This is a genomic window from Acidovorax sp. NPDC077693 (genome assembly GCF_044542805.1).
In the GTDB taxonomy this organism is placed as follows: domain Bacteria; phylum Pseudomonadota; class Gammaproteobacteria; order Burkholderiales; family Burkholderiaceae_C; genus Acidovorax.
This window is the reverse complement of the sequence record NZ_JBITVD010000020.1, coordinates 1-16,602: the sequence shown is the minus strand read 5'-3', so window position 1 is coordinate 16,602 and position 16,602 is coordinate 1. Positions and strand designations below refer to the sequence as shown.

Here is a 16,602-nt window from a genome sequence, read left to right as displayed (position 1 = left end):
CCGCCGGGAAAATGCAACAAGGGGGCGCCGCGCCCCCTTTTTGCCGCGTACCATGACGGCCACCGGTAACCAATACTTACCTCCCGAAGATGGCCTTGAACCACACCACAGCTTCCGCCCCCGCCCCTGCCGACGGCCACGGCGAGGCGTACCAGCGCCTGGTCCAGGGCGTGGTGGCAGGCGCGCAACCCATGATGGAGCGCATCGCCGAGGCCACGCGCATGTCGCTGCAGGCGCGCCAGGACGCGGTGCGCACCGCGGGCGAGCACCAGGCCATGCACGAGGCGCGGCAACAGATCACGCGGCTGGCCAACGTGATGAGCGACCGCTACCCCGAGGCGCTGCGCAAGGCGCTGGAGCAGTCGGCCACACGCGGGCCCGAGAAAGCCAAGCGCTCGCTGTTCACCGTGCATTTCGATGAACTCGAACTCATGGACGAGTCGCAGATCAGCGACAGCGTGGAGCGCGCCCGCGCGCGGCAGATCCTGATCTCCGCGGTGGACGGGCCCCTGGCCGACCTGGACGCGCTGGTGTGCGCAGCCCAGGGGCTGCCCAGCGTGCAGCCCGACCAGAACCCCTTGCGCCCCGACGTCTTCCTGCAGGCACTGCAAGCCGTGGTGTCGCAGATGCAGGTTTCCGACCAGGTGCGCCACGACTGGATCGGCCCGATGGCCCAGGCGCTGGGCAGTGAGCTGCGCGCGCTGTACCTGGCGCAGACCGACAAGCTCAGGCACACCGGCGTGCAGCCCGTGGGCTATGCCAGGCGGCAGGCCGACGGCCAGGTGGTGTATGCCGCGCCCGCCGGGGCCGGTGCCGCGCAGGGCTTTGCGGCCGACAACGAATTCGCCACCGCGGCGTCGGTGCCCGCCGACTCCCTGCTCACGCTCGACCGGCTGCGCCGCCTGCTGCTGGGCGAACTGAACGAGCCCGTGGCACCGGCGCCCGCGCCGGGGTCCAGCGCCCTTGGCGAGGTGCAGGAGGACTTCGCCGAGCGCTTTGCGCGGGAGTTCGACGGGCTGGACCCGCTGCCCCGCGTGGACCCGCCGGCCACGGATTTCGCCATGACCGTGCCTGCCGCCTTCGAGGCGCTGCAGGAGATGAACCAGGTCGGCCAGATGATGGAGCGCCTGGGCACCCCGCGCGCGCCCGCTGCCAGCGGCGTGGACAGCCCCCCTGCCGCGGCCGCGCGCCAGCATGCCAGCGGCCTGGGCCAGACGCTGAGCATGGAGGTGGTGGCGCTGATGGTGGACAACATCGCACGCGACGCCCGGCTGCTGTGGCCCGTGCAGCAGTTCGTGCGGGCGATGGAGCCGGCCCTGCTGCAACTGGCGCTCGCCGACCCGCGCTTTTTCAGCCACAAGGAGCACCCCGCGCGCCGCCTGCTGCAGGACATCACCGACCGCAGCCAGGCGTTTGACAGCGTCGAGGCGGCGGGCTTTCAGAGCTTCATGCGGTCGCTCATGAACATCGCAGGCCCGCTGTCCACCGCCACCATCGAAGGGCCCGACGACTTCGAGCAGGTGCTGCAGCAGTTGCACGCCAAATGGGCCGAGAGCGAAAAGGCGCGCAAGCAGGAACGCCAGCGCGCCATCGAGGCCCTGCAGCACGCCGAGCAGCGCCACCTGCTGGCCGCCAAGGTGTCGCGCGACATCTGGCTGCTGCCCGACATCGACAAGGTGCCCGACCCCATCCTGCGCTTTCTGCTGGGCCCGTGGGCCAAGGTCGTGGCCCAGGCGCGCCTGACCGACACCAGCGGCAGCACCGACCCGGGCCGCTACCAGGAGCTAGTGGAGGCCCTCATCTGGAGCGCCCAGCCCGAGCTGACACGCATGAACACCGGCCGCCTGGCGCGCCTGCTGCCCAAGCTGCTGCCCAAGCTGCGCGAAGGCCTGGCCTCCATCGACTACCCGCCGGACCGCACCGAGGCCGTCTTCGAGCTGCTGATGCAGCTGCACCAGCAGGCTTTCAAGCCGGGCCCACGGCCCGCCACGCCCCGAACGGCGGCGCCAGCCGGCACGCCGGCCGCAGTGTCGGCAGCGCCTGCGCCGCCGCCGCCACCACCCGCCCCGGACGAAGACGACGAGCCCTGGGTGGCGCCCTCCGAGGCCAAGGAATCGGGCTTCATGGAGGCCTCGCAGGCACCCGAGTCCGAGAGCCCGTTGCCTGCGTTGGCAGCCCCTGCAGAAGGCGAGCCCGGCACGCCGGCGCTGGCCGTCGGCAGCTGGGTGAACCTGCTGGTGGCCGGCCGCTGGGAGCGCACGCAGCTGTCGTGGATCGGCTCCAACGGCACCTTCTTCCTCTTCACCAGCGCGTCCGGCCGCACCCAGTCCATGACCTTGCGGCTGGTGGACCGGCTCATCCAGCAAGGCGCCATGCACGTGCTGGCGCAGCAGACGGTGGTGGACGGCGCGCTCGATGCCGTGGCGCAGGCGGCCATGCGCAACAGCGTGGAGAGCAGGCTGTGACTGCGCCGTGCCTGGGGGGTTGATGCCGGCTGGCCACCCCAGGCTGCCCCGGCTTTGCACCAGCGGCATCCAGGCACTGTCTCCGGGCCTCGGCCCGCATCCGCACGCGGGCCTTTCGCAGGCCTGCACCATTGAACCACCGCTTCCAGGAGCCCCATGCCCATCACCGTGCAATCCCTGGACCATCTGGTCCTGACCGTCGCCAGCATCCCGGCGACCATTGCGTTCTACGAACGCGTCCTGGGCATGGCCGCGCGCGAGTTCAAGCCCGGGCGCCACGCGCTGCACTTCGGCGACCAGAAGATCAATCTGCACGAAGTGGGCACGGTGGTGGACCCCAATGTGCGCCACGCCACCGCAGGCTCGGGCGACCTTTGCTTCATCACCCTCACGCCCATCGAGGATGTACTGGCACACCTGCAGGCGCAGGGCATCGCGGTGGTACAGGGGCCGGTGGGAGCCACGGGGGCGCGCCAACGGCTGCGCTCGGTCTACATCTACGACCCGGACGAGAATCTGATCGAGATCGCCAACGAGGTCTGAACGCGCAGCGGGGAGACGCTCCGTAATGGCAGCGGCCCTTCACCAGCAGGCCAACGATTCCGTGCCTCGCAGAGCCGCTTAGAACTCCACAAACACCGCCGCCCGCAGCAGCGCGGCCGCAGGGGCCACCAGCTCCTGCAGTTCGCCGGCGCGCCCTTGCTCGATGGACTGCAGCACCATTTCGTTGATGCCGCCCACCACCGCCATCGCCATGGTGGGCTGCAGCGGCGTCTTGCGCAGGCGCTCGCCGGTGCGGTTGTTCACCACGTCCAGCATCAGGTCGGCCAGTTGCTGGTTGGCGCGCCGCCGCGCGGCCAGGCCCGGTGCGCCCAGGCCCAGGATCTCGATGAACAGCGTGCGCAGCAGCACCGGGTTGCGCATCAGCACGCCGAAGTACGCGCCCATGGCCTGCTCCACCTGCGCCTGCCAGTCACTGTGCGGGTCGATGGCGGCACGCAGCACGCCGATGGCATTACCGCTGGCCAGCTCGTACAGCGCGATCAGGCACTCGGCCTTGTCGGCAAAGTGTTCATAAAAGGTGCGGCGCGACACGCTGGCCTCGCGCACGATGTCGGCGATGGTGGTGTCGGCGTAGCCCTTGGATGCGACCGCGCGGGCCATGCCTTCGAGCAGGCGGGCGCGGGGTTCCGGGGCGGGGGTGGCGAGCGGGGCGGAGGCCGGGGCGTCAAGGGGCGTCATGCGTACTGCGGCGGCAGAAGTCCTGAAAGCGGAAATGGGGGGCGGCATGGACCGGTACTTGACAGTACCACACCCGGAAGGCATGATGCGAATCACTGGTACACATCAGTACCACACCGCCTCGCCGGGATATCCAGGGAGTATTGTCCATGACCGAGCTTGTTGTCCGCCGCCTGCTGATCGATCTTGAAACGCCGTTTGCGCGCCACTGGTGCGGCGGCGACGCGTTCCGCTCGGCCTTCTTCAATGCGCTGTCGATGAGCTTTCCGGTGGGCGAACAGTTCTTCATCGACTCGGTGAAGGGCGGCCACAAGGCGCTGCCGCCGGACCTGCAGGCCCGCTTTGCCGACGAGGTGCGCGGCTTCATCGGCCAGGAGGCCACGCACCGCCGCATCCATGCGCTGTTCAACGGCCACCTTGAAAAGCAGGGCTTCGTCAACGCATGGGCCCCGCGCGCGCAAGAGCGCATGAAACTCTTTGAAGGCGCCGACCCGCGCCACCCGCTGGCCGTCACCGCCGCCAACGAGCACTTCACCGCGCTGCTGGCCGAATGGCTGCTGGCCCACCCCGAGATGCTGGAGGGCGCAGAGCCCCGCCTGGCCACCATGTGGCAGTGGCACTGCGCCGAAGAGTCCGAGCACCGCAACACGGCGTTCGACCTGTACCAGGCGCTGGGCGGCAACCACGACTGGCGCATCACCTGGTTTCGCCGCATCACCGTGGTGTTCCTGGCCGATGCGCTGCGCCAGACCGTGGCCAACCTGCGCCAGGACGGCACGCTGTGGAAGTGGAGCACCTGGGCCAGCGCGGCACGCACGCTGCTGGGCCATGGCGGCCTGGTGCGCGAGACCTGGAAGCCCTGGCGCGCGTACCTGCGGCGCGACTTCCACCCCAGCCAGCACGGCAGCGACCTTTCGTTGCGCTGGCTGACCGAGCACAGCGATGCCTTCACGCCCGTGGGTGCACGCTGACGGCCCCTGCCGCAACACATTGCGCACCGCCCCTTTGACCCGCAAGCCCTGTGCTGCTACAACTCCACCCACCTGCTTGGCAATGCACCACCGGCCCTGCGCCCTCCACGCCGGGCCTGACCCCCAAGAGCTGACACCATGACCCTTACCCGACCGCACCGGCGCACGCGCCGGGCAGGCGAAGCTTTGCTGTGCCTGATCGCCACCGCCCCGCTGGCACTCGCCGCGCTGCCCGCGCGGGCCGAGCCGATGGCCTTCGACACCGCGCTGCAGCAACTGGGCCAGCGCTCCGACCAGCTCGCAGCATCCAAGAATGCCGTCGAAAGCGCCCAGTTGCGCCGCGACGCGATGCAGCGCCTGGGCGGCCCGGTGGTCAACCTGACCGGCGCAGCCTACGCCTACAACGCCAACCTGGACGTGGACCTGAACCCGCTCAACCGCGTGCTGCCCGGCGTGCTGTCGCAGTTGCCGCCGCAGTTGGCCGCACCGTTGGCCCAGTTGCCGCACCTGCCATCGAGCTACACGCTCAACCGCCACAAGACCGACACCACATCGTCCGTCTCGGCCGTGTGGCCCATCTACATGGGCGGCGCCAGCAACGCGGCGCGCGGCCTGCTGGACGCGATGACGCACGAGGCCGAAGCCGACGCCGCCAAGACCGGCCACGAGGCGACCACGCTGCTGGTGCAGCGCTACTTCGGCACCCAGCTGGCCGAGCGCGCGGCCGTGCTGCGCGAATCGGCCCTGGCCACCATCGAGCAGCACGATGCAGCCGCCCAGAAGATGCTGGACGCCGGCGTGATCGCCCGCGTCGAGCGCCTGCAGGCCCGCTCTGCCCTGGAAGAAGCCCGCCGCAACGCCCGCAAGGCGCGCGACGATGCCGAACTGGCCGCCACCGCCCTCACCCGCACGCTCAAGGCCAGCGAGCGCGTCACGCCCACCAGCCCGTTGTTCGTGCTGGGCGAGCCGCTGCCGCCGCTGCCGCAGTTCATCGACACCGCGCTTGCGCGCCACCCGGGCCTGTCCAAGGTGGCGGCCAAGAAGGAGCAGGCCACGCAGCTGCACGCCGCGCAGGAGGCGCTGCGCAAGCCCCAGGTGTTCGCCTTCGGCCAGCGCCAGCTCAAGACCGGCAAGGAAGCCGACTGGGTGGCGGGCGTGGGCGTGCGCTGGACGCTTTGGGACTCCATCGACCGCAACGCGCTGGCCGAATCCTCCAACCGCCAGATCGCGCAGGCCGAGCGCACCGGCGCACAGGCGCAAAACGACATCGCCCTGCTGGTGGAAAAGCGCTGGCTGGGCGTGGAGCAGGCGCGCCGCCAGTTCCGGGCCATGGCCCCCAGCCTGGAGCTGGCCGACGAAGTGCTGCGCCTGCGCGCTGCGGGCCTGAAGGCCGGCACCAGCACCACGCTCGATCTGATCGACGCGCAGGTGAACCAGGCCAAGGCCCAGACCGAGCGCGCCCAGGCCGCCCACGACTACGTGAAGGCCCTGGCCGACCTGCTGGAGAGCTGCGGCCTGTCGGAAGACTTTGGCAAATACATGGCGCGCGCCGACGCCCTGAAAGTAGAGTGAGCCCCCCCATGAGCAACCACACGAACACCCCCGCCGAGCCGACCGACACCGGCGCCCGCACGCCCGCCGGCGTGCCCCCGACCGCCAGCACGGCCAGCGCCGCCGCCAATGCGACCAATGCGACCAAGGCCACCACGGCCCCCGCGGCCCACACGTCCGGCCCCACCCACAACAAAAGCAACGGCAAGAAGGCCGCGGTGATCGGCACGGTCGCCGTGGTGGCTGTGGCGGGCTTCGTGGGCTTCGGCCTGTGGAAGGCCTCGCAGCCCGCGCCCGAGGTCTTTCAGGGCCAGATGGAAGCGCAGGAGGCCGACATCGCCCCCAAGGTCACCGCGCGCATTGCACAGATCCTGGTGAAGGAAGGCGACCAGATCGCCGTGGGCGCGCCGCTGATCCGCATGGACAGCCCCGAGGTGCAGGCCAAGCTGGCCCAGGCCACCGCCGCGCAAGAGGCCGCCCAGGCCGTGGCCGACAAGGCCCAGCATGGCGCCCGCCCGCAGGAGGTGGAGATGGCCCGCCTGAACTGGCAGCGCGCCGTGGCCGCCGCGGACCTGGCCGAGTCGTCCTTCAAACGCGTGGACGGCCTGGCCCGCGAGGGCCTGGTGGCCGCGCAAAAGCGCGACGAGGCCGAGGCCAACTTCAAGGCATCGCGCGACCAGGCGCTGGCCTCCAAGGCGCAGTACGACCTGGCCCGCGCCGGCGCCCGCCCCGAAGACCGCTCGGCCGCCAGCGCCCAGGCGCGCCAGGTGGCCGGCGTGGTGGCCGAGGTGCAGGCCGCGCAGGCCGAGACTGAACTCAAGAGCCCCGTGGCCGGCGAAGTGGCCAAGGTGCTGGCCCGCACCGGCGAGCTGTCGCCCCAGGGCGTGGCCGTGGTCACGGTGGTGGACCTGAAGGACCAGTGGGTGGTGCTGAACGTGCGCGAGGACCGCCTGCAGCGCTTTGCCATCGGCCAGGAATTCGACGCCACGCTGCCGGCCCTGAACGGCAAGGACGGCAAGGACGGCAGCAAGACCGTGAAGTTCAAGGTCTACCACACCGCCGCCCTGCCCGACTTCGCCACCTGGCGCGCCACGCGTGCGGGCCAGGGGTTCGACGTGCGCACGTTCGAAGTGCGGGCGCGGCCCGCAGCCCCCATCGAAGGCGCGCGGCCGGGCATGACGGTGCTGGTGCAGTGACGGGCGTGGTGGCTTCGATGTGCTTCCTCAGCCCCCTGCGGCTGCGCCGCGCCCTTCGGCACGTGATGGCCGCAAGACTGCGCGGCACAGGCGCCCTGGCTTCGGCGGGCTCAGCCCGAACGGACGGGGGCGGGGTGCGGCTTTGCGCATCGACTCGACGGACTCCGATGGGGACTCGTGCTCGGGCTCGGGCCTTGCCCAGCAGTGGGAATTCAAGAGAAAAATGCCTCTACCGCTTGTCTAACAAGCGCGAGCAGCTATGAATTCGATAGTAAACAGCTTTTGCCGCGAAGCCCGCCGCCTCTGGGCTGACCCGTGGGACCTGGCCATGGTCACCTGGGTGCCGCTGCTGGGCGTGGCTCTGCTGTGGTGGATCTTCTCGGCCGGGCTGCCGCGCCACCTGGCCGTGGGCGTGGTCGACGAGGACCACTCCAGCCTGTCGCGCCAACTGGTGCGCATGCTGGACGCCACGCCGGGCGTGCAGATCACCCAGCACTACACCAACGGGGCCGAGGCCGAGCGCGGGCTGCGCAGCATCGACGTGTATGCCGTGGTGATCATTCCCCGCGACTTTGCACGCACCGTGAAGGAAGGCCGCGCTGCGCAGGTCACGCTGCTGCACAACGCGCAGATGGGCACGCACTCGGGCCTGCTGCAGCGCGACGTGCGCACGGCGGTGGGCACGCTGTCGGCCGGCATCGAGATGGCCGCGCGCAACAAGCGCGGCGAACCGGCCCGGGCCGTGCGGGTGAGCATGGAGCCCATCCACACGCAGATGGTGGCGCTGTTCAATGTGTCCAGCAACTACGAGCAGTTTCTGGGCGCGGCGCTCATCCCCGCGCTGCTGCACATCCTGGCCATGACGGCCGGCGCCTGGGCCGTGGGCCGCGAGCTGCGCGACCGCAGCGTGGGGGAATGGCTGGGCACGGGTCCATTCTTCGGCACCGCAGGCGCGTTGATCGGCAAGCTGGCGCTGCCCTGGGCTTCGCTCACGCTGGTGGGGCTGCTCGCGCTGGTGGGCATCACCTGGGGCCGGGGCTGGCACCCGCCGGGCAGCCTGTGGTGGGTGGCAGGCGCGCTGGCGCTGCTGATGGCCGTGTCGCTCGCTGCGGGCGCGGCACTGGCGGCGGTCACACTATCGCTGCGCACGGCGCTGTCGGGCGCGGGTTTCTTTGCCGCACCGGCCTTTGCTTTCAGCGGCGTGGCGTTTCCACTGGCCGGCATGCCTGCCAGCGCCCGCGCCTGGGCCGAGGCCATGCCCTTCACGCACTACATCCGCCTGCAGATCGAGCAGTTGCAGATGGGCGCGCCGCTGGCCACCAGCGTGTCGACCGTGGTGGCGCTGCTGGTGGCCACCGTGGTGCTGTGGCTGGTGGGCACGGCGGGGCTGCATCGCGCAGTGCAGCGGCCCGAGACGTGGGGAGGTCGGTGAGATGAAGTGCGGCGACGGGCATGCGGCTGCAACCCCCTCTCCCCCGCCCTCTCCCGCGGGGGGAGAGGGAGCAATGCCTGTGCACCTCGCCAGCGGCTGCCACGCCCACAGAGCCCCTCCCCCCTCGCGGGGGAGGGGTTGGGGAGAGGGGGCCTTAGCAAGTGGCAGAGTGCCCGCAACCACCTCCCCCTCTCCCCAGCCCTCTCCCGCAAGGGGAGAGGGAGCAATACCTGCGCGCCCTACACATCGCCGGCGGCACAGCGCCGCCGCCTCCATCTGACATGACAGCCCTGCCCCCACCACCCACCGCCCCCCGCAACCTGCTGCACGCCTGGCTGCTGGCCCTGGCCACCGTGGCCCGCGACAAGGGCGTGCTGCTGCTGTTGATCGGCGCGCCCGTGCTCTACGGTTTCTTCTACCCCTGGTTCTACGCCGACGAGGTGCTCACCCGCGTGCCCGTGGCCGTGGTGGACATGGACCGCAGCAGCCTGTCGCGCCAGATCACGCGCTTTGCCGATGCCGACCCGCGCATCGAGGTGCGCCTGGTCACCGGCAGCGAGCGTGAGGCGCAGGAGGCCCTGTGGCGCGGCGAGATCGAAGGCTATGCGGTCATCCCCGCAGGCCTCAAGCGGAGCGTGGTGCGCGGCGAGAACGCCGTGGTCAGCATCGAGGCCAACGGGGCCTACGCGCTGCTCAACAAGGCCGTGCAGTACGGCTTTGCCGAGGCCGTGGGCACCGTGTCCGCCGGGGTCGAGATCCGCAAGCTGCAGGCCGGCGGCCAGAGCGTGCAGCAGGCCCGTGCGAGCCGCGCGCCCGTGCAATTGCAGATGGTGGCGCTGTTCAACCCCACCGAGGGCTACGGCAGCTTCGTGGTGCCCGCCGTGGCGCTGCTCATCCTGCAGCAGACGCTGCTCATGGGCGCGGCCCTGCTGGCCGGCACCTGGGTGGAGGCCGGGCAGCACCGCGCCGATGCCACCACCTGGCTGGGGCGCCTGCTGGCGCTGTGCACGCTGGGCTGGGCCAGCGGGCTGTTCTACTTTGGCTGGATCTTCGTGCTGCACGACTACCCGCGCGGCGGCAACCCGCTGGGCGCGCTGGCCCTGCTGGCCTGCTACGTGCCCGCCATCGCGGCGCTGGGCGCGCTGCTGGGGCTGTGGTTCGGCAACCGCGAACGCGCGCTGCAGGTGCTGCTGTTCACCACCCTGCCCATCGCCTTTGTCGCTGGCTTCTCCTGGCCTGTGGAGGCGCTGCCCGGGCCGCTGCAGTGGCTGCGCTGGCTGCTGCCCAGCACCTCGGGCGTACAGGCGTCGCTGCGGCTCAACCAGCTGGGCGCGCCGCTGTCAGCCGCCCTGCCCTACCTGTGTGCGCTGGTGGCGCTGTGTGCGGTGTGCACGGCCGGGGTGCTGTACCGGGCGCGGCCCGTGGCAGGCGAACGCCTGCCGTGATGCCGTGATGCCGTGATGCCGTGATGCCGTGATGCCTGCACCGAACCGCCCATCGCCGTTCACGCTGAGCCTGTCGAAGCGCTGCGCAAGGCTTCGACAGGCTCAGCCCGAACGGCGGCCGCGGCTCACAACCTCATCACGCCCACGCCGCACGCAGATCACGTGGCAGGGGTCGCGCCGCGCCGCCGCAGCACCACCATGCCGAACAGCGTCGCCATCACATACATGCTGACCGAGTAAATGGCCGCCGGCAGCGCGAGCTGAAAGTTCTCCAGCACCGACAGCGCGATGAAGATCGCGAGCGTGGAGTTGTGGATGCCGATCTCGAAGCTGATGGCCGTGGCCATCGACTTGGCAAGCCCCGCCGCACGCGCCAGGTAGTAGCCCGACGCAAGGCTGATGGCGTTGAACAACAGCACCGCCGGGCCGATCCCCGCGAAGGACTCCACCAGCGCCGTCCATTCCTTGGCGATGGCGATCAGCGCGAACGCGGCCAGCACCACGGCGCTGAAGATCTTCATCGGCTTTTCCATGCGCGCGCTGAAAGCCGGTGCGCGCCGGTGCACCCACATCCCCAGCACCACCGGCACCAGCACGATGACGATCACCTCCACCACCTTGCCGAACTGCAGCGGTACCACCTGCCCCGTGTGCGCAAAGGTGCCGATGGCCCAGTTGGTGATGAGCGGCAGGCTCACGATGGACAGCACGGTATTGATGGCCGTGAGCGAGATGTTCATCGCCACATTGCCGCCGAACAAATGGCTGAACAGATTGGCCGACACGCCGCCGGGCGACGCGGCCAGCAGCATCAGCCCCACGGCGTAGAGCGGCGCCACGCCCAGCAGCACGATGAGCGCATAACACGCCGCGGGCAGCACCAGCACCTGCAGCACCAGGGCCAGCACCACGGCGCGCGGGTGCTGCGCCAGCCGCGTGAAGTCGCCCACCGTGAGCGACAACCCCAGGCCGAACATGACAAGGCCCAGCGCGATGAACAGCAGCGTGGGCAGGATGGCAACGAAACTCATGGGCGCACGCGGCCAGCGGGGGCCGCGCTCCGTTCAAGGCGTGCAACCACGGCAGCGCACAACGCCACCAGGCGCTGTGGGCCGCGTGCCGCGATCCCGCCAACAAAGACAAAGAAAAGGAGAAGGGGAAAAGAGGAGAAGAGGAGAAAAGAAACGAGCAAGCGCGTGCAGCGAGACTGCGGCGCGCGTTATGCCGCGGCCTGCCCCGTGCGCAGGCGCACCGGGCCGCTGCGCGCTTCGATGGCGGCCTGCACGTCCTTGCGCAGGCCCAGCGCAAAGGCCCACTCGGCCACCACGAAGAGCGGCCCCACCAGCAACCCCATGAGGTCGTCCACGAACGCCGGCTTGCGGCCTTCGTAGTAGTGGCCCACGAACTGGATCACCCAGCCCACTGCGAAGAGGCCGATGCCTGCACCCAGCCACACGGCCAGGCTCTGCAAGGCCAGCCATTGCGCCACGGCCAGCATGGCCGCCAAAATCGCGGCCATGGTCAGGCCGAAACGCGTGTCCAGCCGCATGTAGAAGATGCTGGCGGCCAGCGCGCACAGCAGCGCCGGCGTCAGCGGCAGATCGCCCACCATCCACGCGGGGCGCGACAGCAACACCACCACCGCGAACATGATCATCGGCACGCCCACAAAATGGGTATGGATGTTGCGCGGGTCGCGGTGGTAGTCGGCGTACTGGGCCAGGTGGTCGATCAGGGTTTTCATGGGTGTCTCCGGCTATTGTTTTGAGCAGCATCGATACTCGCGCCGCGGCCCCGCCAGCGTCTGTCGTGCACACGACAAAAAAGGCACACTGGCACCGGCTTCCCCCCGCCCTCCGTCACCCACACACTCCCACACCGCGCCGCGTTCAGACCCCATCCAGACCCCATCCAGACCGCATGACCGACCCTGCCGCCTACCTGCCCATCCTTGCGTCCGGCCGCTGGTTTTCGCACCTGCCGCCCGACTTCGCCCAGCCCCTGATCGACATGGCGCACCTGCGCCAGCTGCACGCGGGCGAGGTGCTGTTCCTGCGCGGCGATGCGCCCTGCGGGCTGTATGCGGTGGTGCGTGGCGCCATCAGCATCTCGGGCACGGGCGGGCGCGCCAACGAGGCGCGCTCGGCGCTGCTCACGCGGCTGGAGCCGCCGCACTGGTTTGGCGAGATCTCGGTGTTCGACGGTTCGGCTCGCACGCACGATGCGCATGCCACCGAGGCCAGCACGCTGCTGCAGGTGCCCCACGAGCGGCTGCAGGCCTGGCTGAAGGCCCACCCGGTGCACTGGCATGCGCTGGCGCTGCTGCTGACCGACAAGCTGCGCACCGCCTTCGTCGCCATCGAAGAGCTGGCGCTGCTGCCCGCGCCGCAGCGCCTGGCGCGGCGCCTGGTGATGATGGCCGAGGGCTACGGCCAGTGGACGGCCGAGGGCCAGTCGCGCCGCGTGCTGTCCATCTCGCAGGAACAGCTGTCGCTGATGCTGGCCATCTCGCGCCAGACCACCAACCAGATCCTCAAGGACCTGGAGCAGCGCCACCTGGTGCGCGTGCAGCGCGGCGAGGTCGAGATCCTGGACCTGGCCGCATTGCGCGCGTCCTGCCACTGAATTTGCTCTCATACTCATAGCGCGCTGCGCCTGCTGGCAGGGCGGCAGCAGCGCTTTGCACACAAATACTAAGCACACATTCCATTTCCGGGCAAAATGGCGGCCATGCAACTGAACTACATTGCCAACGCCTCCCTGGCGTCCGCCTCGGGCCGCACCATTCCCGTGATCGACCCGTCCGACGGCCAGCCCTTCGACGAGATCCAGCGCAGCAATGCCGAAGACATCGACGCGGCGGTGCATGCGGCGCGCCAGTGCTACAACGCGGTGTGGCACAAGGTGGCCCCCGTGGAGCGCGGCCGGCTGCTGCAAAAGCTCTCGGCCAAGATCCTGGAGCATGCCGACGAGCTCACCGCGCTGGAGCAGCGCGACTGCGGCAAGCCCACCAAGCAGGCGCGGGCCGATGCGATCGCGCTGGCGCGCTACTTCGAGTTCTATGCCGGCGCCTGCGACAAGTTCCACGGCGAGACCATCCCCTACCCCGACGGCTACAGCGTGCTCACCTGGCGCGAGCCCCACGGCGTGACGGGCCACGTCATCCCCTGGAACTACCCCATGCAGATCTTCGGCCGCAGCGTGGGCGGCGCCCTGGCGGCGGGCAACGTGTGCGTGGTCAAGCCGGCCGAAGACGCCTGCCTGTCGCTGATCCGCGTGGCGCAACTGGCGGCCGAGGTGGGCTTTCCGTCGGGCGCGTTGAACATCGTCACCGGCTACGGCCACGAGGTGGGCGACGCACTGGCGCGCCACCCCGGCATCGACCACATCAGCTTCACCGGCAGCCCCAAGATCGGCACGCTGATCCAGCAGGTGGCCGCAGAGCGCCACTGCCCCGTGACGCTGGAGCTGGGCGGCAAGAGCCCGCAGATCATCTTTGCGGACGCCGACCTCGACGCCGCCATTCCCGTGGTCATCAACGCCATCGTGCAGAACTCCGGCCAGACCTGCTCGGCCGGCTCGCGCGTGCTGATCGACTCGCTGATCTACGAGCCCCTGCTCGAGCGCCTGGGCAAAGCGTTTGACAAGCTGCGCGTGGGCCCCGCCGCCATGGACCTGGACCTGGGCCCGCTGATCCGCCAGACACAGCAGCAACGCGTGTGGGACTTCCTGTCGGACGCCCAGGTGGCCGGCATCCCCATGGTGGGCCAGGGCATCGTGGTGCCCGACGCCCCCGACACCGGCTACTACCAGGCCCCCGTGCTGCTGCGCGATGTGCCGGTGAACCACCGCCTGGCACAGGAAGAAGTCTTCGGCCCCGTGCTGTCGGCCATGGCCTTCCAGGACGAAGACCACGCGGTAGAGCTGGCCAACGCGACGGAATTCGGCCTGGTGGCCGGCATCTGGACCCGCGACGGCGCCCGCCAGTTCCGCATGGCCAAGCGCGTGCACAGCGGCCAGGTGTTCATCAACAACTACGGCGCCGCAGGTGGTGTGGAGCTGCCGTTTGGCGGCGTCAAGTCGAGCGGCTACGGCCGCGAGAAGGGCTTCGAGGCGCTGTACGGCTTCACCACGCTGAAGACGGTCGCCATCAAGTACGGCTGATCGCTGCGCGGCCGGCCCTTCCGCCCTTGGCCTGTCGCGTTCGCGCGCGACGGCGCGGCCCGCCGGCCCTAACCTGTGCTTCTTCTTGTTGTCGACGCCCCAAACCACATGCCGCTGAGCCCCCCCGCACCCCGCACCTTGAAGCACGTCCGCCGGGTGAACTACCAGGGCTTCGAGCGTGAAGACGGCCTGTGGGACATCGAAGGCGAGCTGCACGACAGCAAGGCCTACGACGCACCCTCCTTCCGCGACCCCACGGGCACGCGCCGGGCCGGCGAGCCGATCCACCACATGTGGCTGCGCGTGACGGTGAACCGCCAGCTCGTGGTGCAGGCCATCGACGTCGCCATGGACGCGCACCCGCTCAAGGACTGCACCGCCGCCCAGCCCGCACTGCAGCGCATGGTCGGCTGCAGCATGGCGCGCGGCTGGCGCCAGTCCATCCAGAAGCACCTGGGCGGCGTGGAAAGCTGCACGCACCTGCGCGAGTTGCTGTTCAACCTGGCGACCGCGGCGTTCCAGTCGGTGCCCGCCGTGTTCGCATCGGCCCACCCCGACGAGCCACCCCGCCACCTGGGGCAATGCACGGGCTGGGACTTCAACGGCGACGGCGTGAAGGAATACTTTCCGCAGTTCTACCGGCGCGCGCCCCAGGTCGCAGGCGCGGTGCAGGCTGCGCTACAGGCCGCGCCCGACGCCGACCGCCCTACCGAGACGGCCACCGCGACGGCGCCACCCGCGTGACCCCCTGCTATCGCATTCAAAAATGCCGCTACCGCTGTCTACACAGGCGTCAGCTGCTATCGAATTTGATTGTTCACGTTTTTATTGTTGTATCTGATTGACTGAATCGAGGAGCCTTTCCATGCGCGTGTTGAACAAATCCATCATCGTCACCGGCGCCGGCAACGGCATCGGCGAAGGCATCGCCAAGCGCCTGGCCGCTGAAGGCGGCAAGGTCATCGTGAACGACATCAACGAAGCCGGCGGCCAGCGCGTGGTGTCCGAGATCACCGCCGCTGGCGGCACCGCGGCGTTCGTGAAGGCCGACGTCACCAGCTCTGCGGAAGTGAAAGCCCTGGTGGCCGAAACGGTGCGCCTGTACGGCCGCCTGGACGTGGTGGTGAACAACGCCGGCTGGACACACCGCAACCGCCCCATGCTGGAAGTGAGCGAAGAAGACTTCGACAAGGTCTATGCCATCAACATGAAAAGCATCTACTTGTCGGCCATCCACACCGTGCCCGAACTGCGCAAGGCGGGCGGCGGCAGCATCATCAACATCGCCTCCACCGCCGGCCTGCGCCCTCGCCCGGGCCTGACCTGGTACAACGGCTCCAAGGGCGCCGTCATCATCACCAGCAAGTCCATGGCCGCCGAACTGGGCCCCGACAACATCCGCGTGAACTGCATCAACCCCGTGTTCAACCCCGACACCGGCCTGGCCGCCGAATTCGCGGGCGGCCCGGTGGACGAGGCCCGCCGCGCCAAGTTTCTGGCCACCATCCCGCTGGGCCGCTTCTCCACCGCGCTGGACGTGGCCAACGCCGCGCTGTACCTGGCCAGCGACGAAGGCGCGTTCATCAGCGGCGTGTGCATCGAGGTGGACGGCGCGCGCTGCGTGTGATGGCGCCGTGGCGGCGCCTGTCAGTGCAGGGTGCGCTTGCCGGCGCGCCGCGCAACGCTCGGTTTTTTCAGGCCGCGTGCGGCCTGCCGCAGAGCTGGCAGCAATGTTGGCAACACAGCCGACGTCTGCGCGCCTTCAGCAGCAGGTGTAGCCAGCCCGGCGTACCTCCCTCGCCATCAAGATCTTTGAATGCGTATGCACCTCGAAAATCCCAATGAAGCACTGAACTACAACGTCTTTTCGACAGGTCTCCAATGACCCAGTAAGAGTTGTATCGGACGACAAAACAAGCACGCCCCGGCAGCTGTTTTGCACTCCCTCGAACCTATCATGCGCGGCGATTTGAAGCCCCCTTCCAGAGGGGGCCGTCGCCACAACAAATGATATGAAGAGGGAATCACCATGGGCAAGCCCGCAGCAAGGCTGGGAGATCTGACGGAATCCGGAGGGCCGATCACGCAGGGATCGCTGACCGTGCTGATCGGCTCGCAAGGCGGGATTGCCTGCTC

General features: G+C 69.4%; 14 protein-coding genes. 11 read left to right on the top strand and 3 right to left on the bottom strand.

Features of this window, described 5'->3' with window-relative positions; genetic code table 11:
- Positions 1 to 89: 89 nt before the first annotated feature.
- Entirely contained in the window at positions 90 to 2,465 is a 2,376-nt protein-coding gene (locus ACIGHN_RS23555; protein WP_396506471.1) for a DUF1631 family protein, read from the top strand.
- Positions 2,466 to 2,621: 156 nt separating this feature from the next.
- A complete protein-coding gene (locus ACIGHN_RS23550; RefSeq protein ID WP_056167973.1) occupies positions 2,622 to 3,008 on the top strand; it encodes a VOC family protein in 387 nt (128 codons plus the stop codon).
- Positions 3,009 to 3,086: 78 nt separating this feature from the next.
- On the opposite strand, the gene ACIGHN_RS23545 is transcribed toward ACIGHN_RS23550, so the two are convergent.
- Positions 3,087 to 3,707 carry a TetR/AcrR family transcriptional regulator gene (locus ACIGHN_RS23545; RefSeq protein ID WP_056167970.1) on the bottom strand — a complete coding sequence of 207 codons (621 nt, stop codon included), beginning with the start codon at positions 3,705 to 3,707 and terminating at the stop codon, positions 3,087 to 3,089.
- Between the two features lie 149 nt (positions 3,708 to 3,856).
- On the opposite strand from ACIGHN_RS23545, the gene ACIGHN_RS23540 reads away from it, so the two are divergent.
- The 5 genes from ACIGHN_RS23540 (at position 3,857) to ACIGHN_RS23520 (ending at position 10,302) form a co-directional block, all read left to right on the top strand.
- On the top strand, positions 3,857 to 4,678 hold the full coding sequence (locus ACIGHN_RS23540) for a metal-dependent hydrolase (protein ID WP_396506469.1): 822 nt from the start codon (positions 3,857 to 3,859) through the stop codon (positions 4,676 to 4,678).
- 138 nt (positions 4,679 to 4,816) lie between these two features.
- Positions 4,817 to 6,250, top strand: a complete 1,434-nt coding sequence (locus tag ACIGHN_RS23535; protein WP_396506468.1) for a TolC family protein — start codon at positions 4,817 to 4,819, stop codon at positions 6,248 to 6,250.
- A gap of 8 nt (positions 6,251 to 6,258) precedes the next feature.
- Positions 6,259 to 7,425, top strand: a complete 1,167-nt coding sequence (locus ACIGHN_RS23530; RefSeq protein WP_396506467.1) for an HlyD family secretion protein — start codon at positions 6,259 to 6,261, stop codon at positions 7,423 to 7,425.
- A 259-nt stretch (positions 7,426 to 7,684) separates the two neighbouring features.
- The gene (locus ACIGHN_RS23525) at positions 7,685 to 8,857 is read left to right on the top strand and encodes an ABC transporter permease (RefSeq protein ID WP_396506466.1); all 1,173 of its coding nucleotides are present in this window, start codon (positions 7,685 to 7,687) and stop codon (positions 8,855 to 8,857) included.
- A gap of 281 nt (positions 8,858 to 9,138) precedes the next feature.
- Positions 9,139 to 10,302 carry an ABC transporter permease gene (locus tag ACIGHN_RS23520; RefSeq protein WP_396506465.1) on the top strand — a complete coding sequence of 388 codons (1,164 nt, stop codon included), beginning with the start codon at positions 9,139 to 9,141 and terminating at the stop codon, positions 10,300 to 10,302.
- Positions 10,303 to 10,460: 158 nt separating this feature from the next.
- Here the strand turns inward: ACIGHN_RS23520 and ACIGHN_RS23515 are convergent, their stop codons facing one another.
- Positions 10,461 to 11,333, bottom strand: a complete 873-nt coding sequence (locus ACIGHN_RS23515; RefSeq protein WP_056417090.1) for a bile acid:sodium symporter family protein — start codon at positions 11,331 to 11,333, stop codon at positions 10,461 to 10,463.
- Positions 11,334 to 11,521: 188 nt separating this feature from the next.
- The gene (locus ACIGHN_RS23510) at positions 11,522 to 12,046 is read right to left on the bottom strand and encodes a DUF962 domain-containing protein (RefSeq protein WP_396506463.1); all 525 of its coding nucleotides are present in this window, start codon (positions 12,044 to 12,046) and stop codon (positions 11,522 to 11,524) included.
- A 176-nt stretch (positions 12,047 to 12,222) separates the two neighbouring features.
- Between ACIGHN_RS23510 and ACIGHN_RS23505 the strand changes: the two genes are divergently transcribed.
- From ACIGHN_RS23505 to ACIGHN_RS23490, 4 genes are all read left to right on the top strand, one after another.
- The gene (locus ACIGHN_RS23505; protein ID WP_396506462.1) at positions 12,223 to 12,927 is read left to right on the top strand and encodes a Crp/Fnr family transcriptional regulator; all 705 of its coding nucleotides are present in this window, start codon (positions 12,223 to 12,225) and stop codon (positions 12,925 to 12,927) included.
- A gap of 105 nt (positions 12,928 to 13,032) precedes the next feature.
- Positions 13,033 to 14,466, top strand: coding sequence for an aldehyde dehydrogenase family protein (locus tag ACIGHN_RS23500; protein ID WP_396506461.1), 1,434 nt, complete (start codon positions 13,033 to 13,035; stop codon positions 14,464 to 14,466).
- Between the two features lie 108 nt (positions 14,467 to 14,574).
- On the top strand, positions 14,575 to 15,210 hold the full coding sequence (locus tag ACIGHN_RS23495) for a DUF2889 domain-containing protein (protein ID WP_396506459.1): 636 nt from the start codon (positions 14,575 to 14,577) through the stop codon (positions 15,208 to 15,210).
- A 121-nt stretch (positions 15,211 to 15,331) separates the two neighbouring features.
- Positions 15,332 to 16,093, top strand: coding sequence for an SDR family oxidoreductase (locus tag ACIGHN_RS23490; protein ID WP_396506457.1), 762 nt, complete (start codon positions 15,332 to 15,334; stop codon positions 16,091 to 16,093).
- Positions 16,094 to 16,602: the final 509 nt, after the last annotated feature.

Bases quoted from the DNA above. Each gene is read 5' to 3' on its own strand.
- ACIGHN_RS23555 (WP_396506471.1), top strand. From the start codon at position 90: ATGGCCTTGAACCACACCACAGCTTCCGCCCCCGCCCCTGCCGACGGC.
- ACIGHN_RS23550 (WP_056167973.1), top strand. From the start codon at position 2,622: ATGCCCATCACCGTGCAATCCCTGGACCATCTGGTCCTGACCGTCGCC.
- ACIGHN_RS23545 (WP_056167970.1), bottom strand. From the start codon at position 3,707: ATGACGCCCCTTGACGCCCCGGCCTCCGCCCCGCTCGCCACCCCCGCC.
- ACIGHN_RS23540 (WP_396506469.1), top strand. From the start codon at position 3,857: ATGACCGAGCTTGTTGTCCGCCGCCTGCTGATCGATCTTGAAACGCCG.
- ACIGHN_RS23535 (WP_396506468.1), top strand. From the start codon at position 4,817: ATGACCCTTACCCGACCGCACCGGCGCACGCGCCGGGCAGGCGAAGCT.
- ACIGHN_RS23530 (WP_396506467.1), top strand. From the start codon at position 6,259: ATGAGCAACCACACGAACACCCCCGCCGAGCCGACCGACACCGGCGCC.
- ACIGHN_RS23525 (WP_396506466.1), top strand. From the start codon at position 7,685: ATGAATTCGATAGTAAACAGCTTTTGCCGCGAAGCCCGCCGCCTCTGG.
- ACIGHN_RS23520 (WP_396506465.1), top strand. From the start codon at position 9,139: ATGACAGCCCTGCCCCCACCACCCACCGCCCCCCGCAACCTGCTGCAC.
- ACIGHN_RS23515 (WP_056417090.1), bottom strand. From the start codon at position 11,333: ATGAGTTTCGTTGCCATCCTGCCCACGCTGCTGTTCATCGCGCTGGGC.
- ACIGHN_RS23510 (WP_396506463.1), bottom strand. From the start codon at position 12,046: ATGAAAACCCTGATCGACCACCTGGCCCAGTACGCCGACTACCACCGC.
- ACIGHN_RS23505 (WP_396506462.1), top strand. From the start codon at position 12,223: ATGACCGACCCTGCCGCCTACCTGCCCATCCTTGCGTCCGGCCGCTGG.
- ACIGHN_RS23500 (WP_396506461.1), top strand. From the start codon at position 13,033: ATGCAACTGAACTACATTGCCAACGCCTCCCTGGCGTCCGCCTCGGGC.
- ACIGHN_RS23495 (WP_396506459.1), top strand. From the start codon at position 14,575: ATGCCGCTGAGCCCCCCCGCACCCCGCACCTTGAAGCACGTCCGCCGG.
- ACIGHN_RS23490 (WP_396506457.1), top strand. From the start codon at position 15,332: ATGCGCGTGTTGAACAAATCCATCATCGTCACCGGCGCCGGCAACGGC.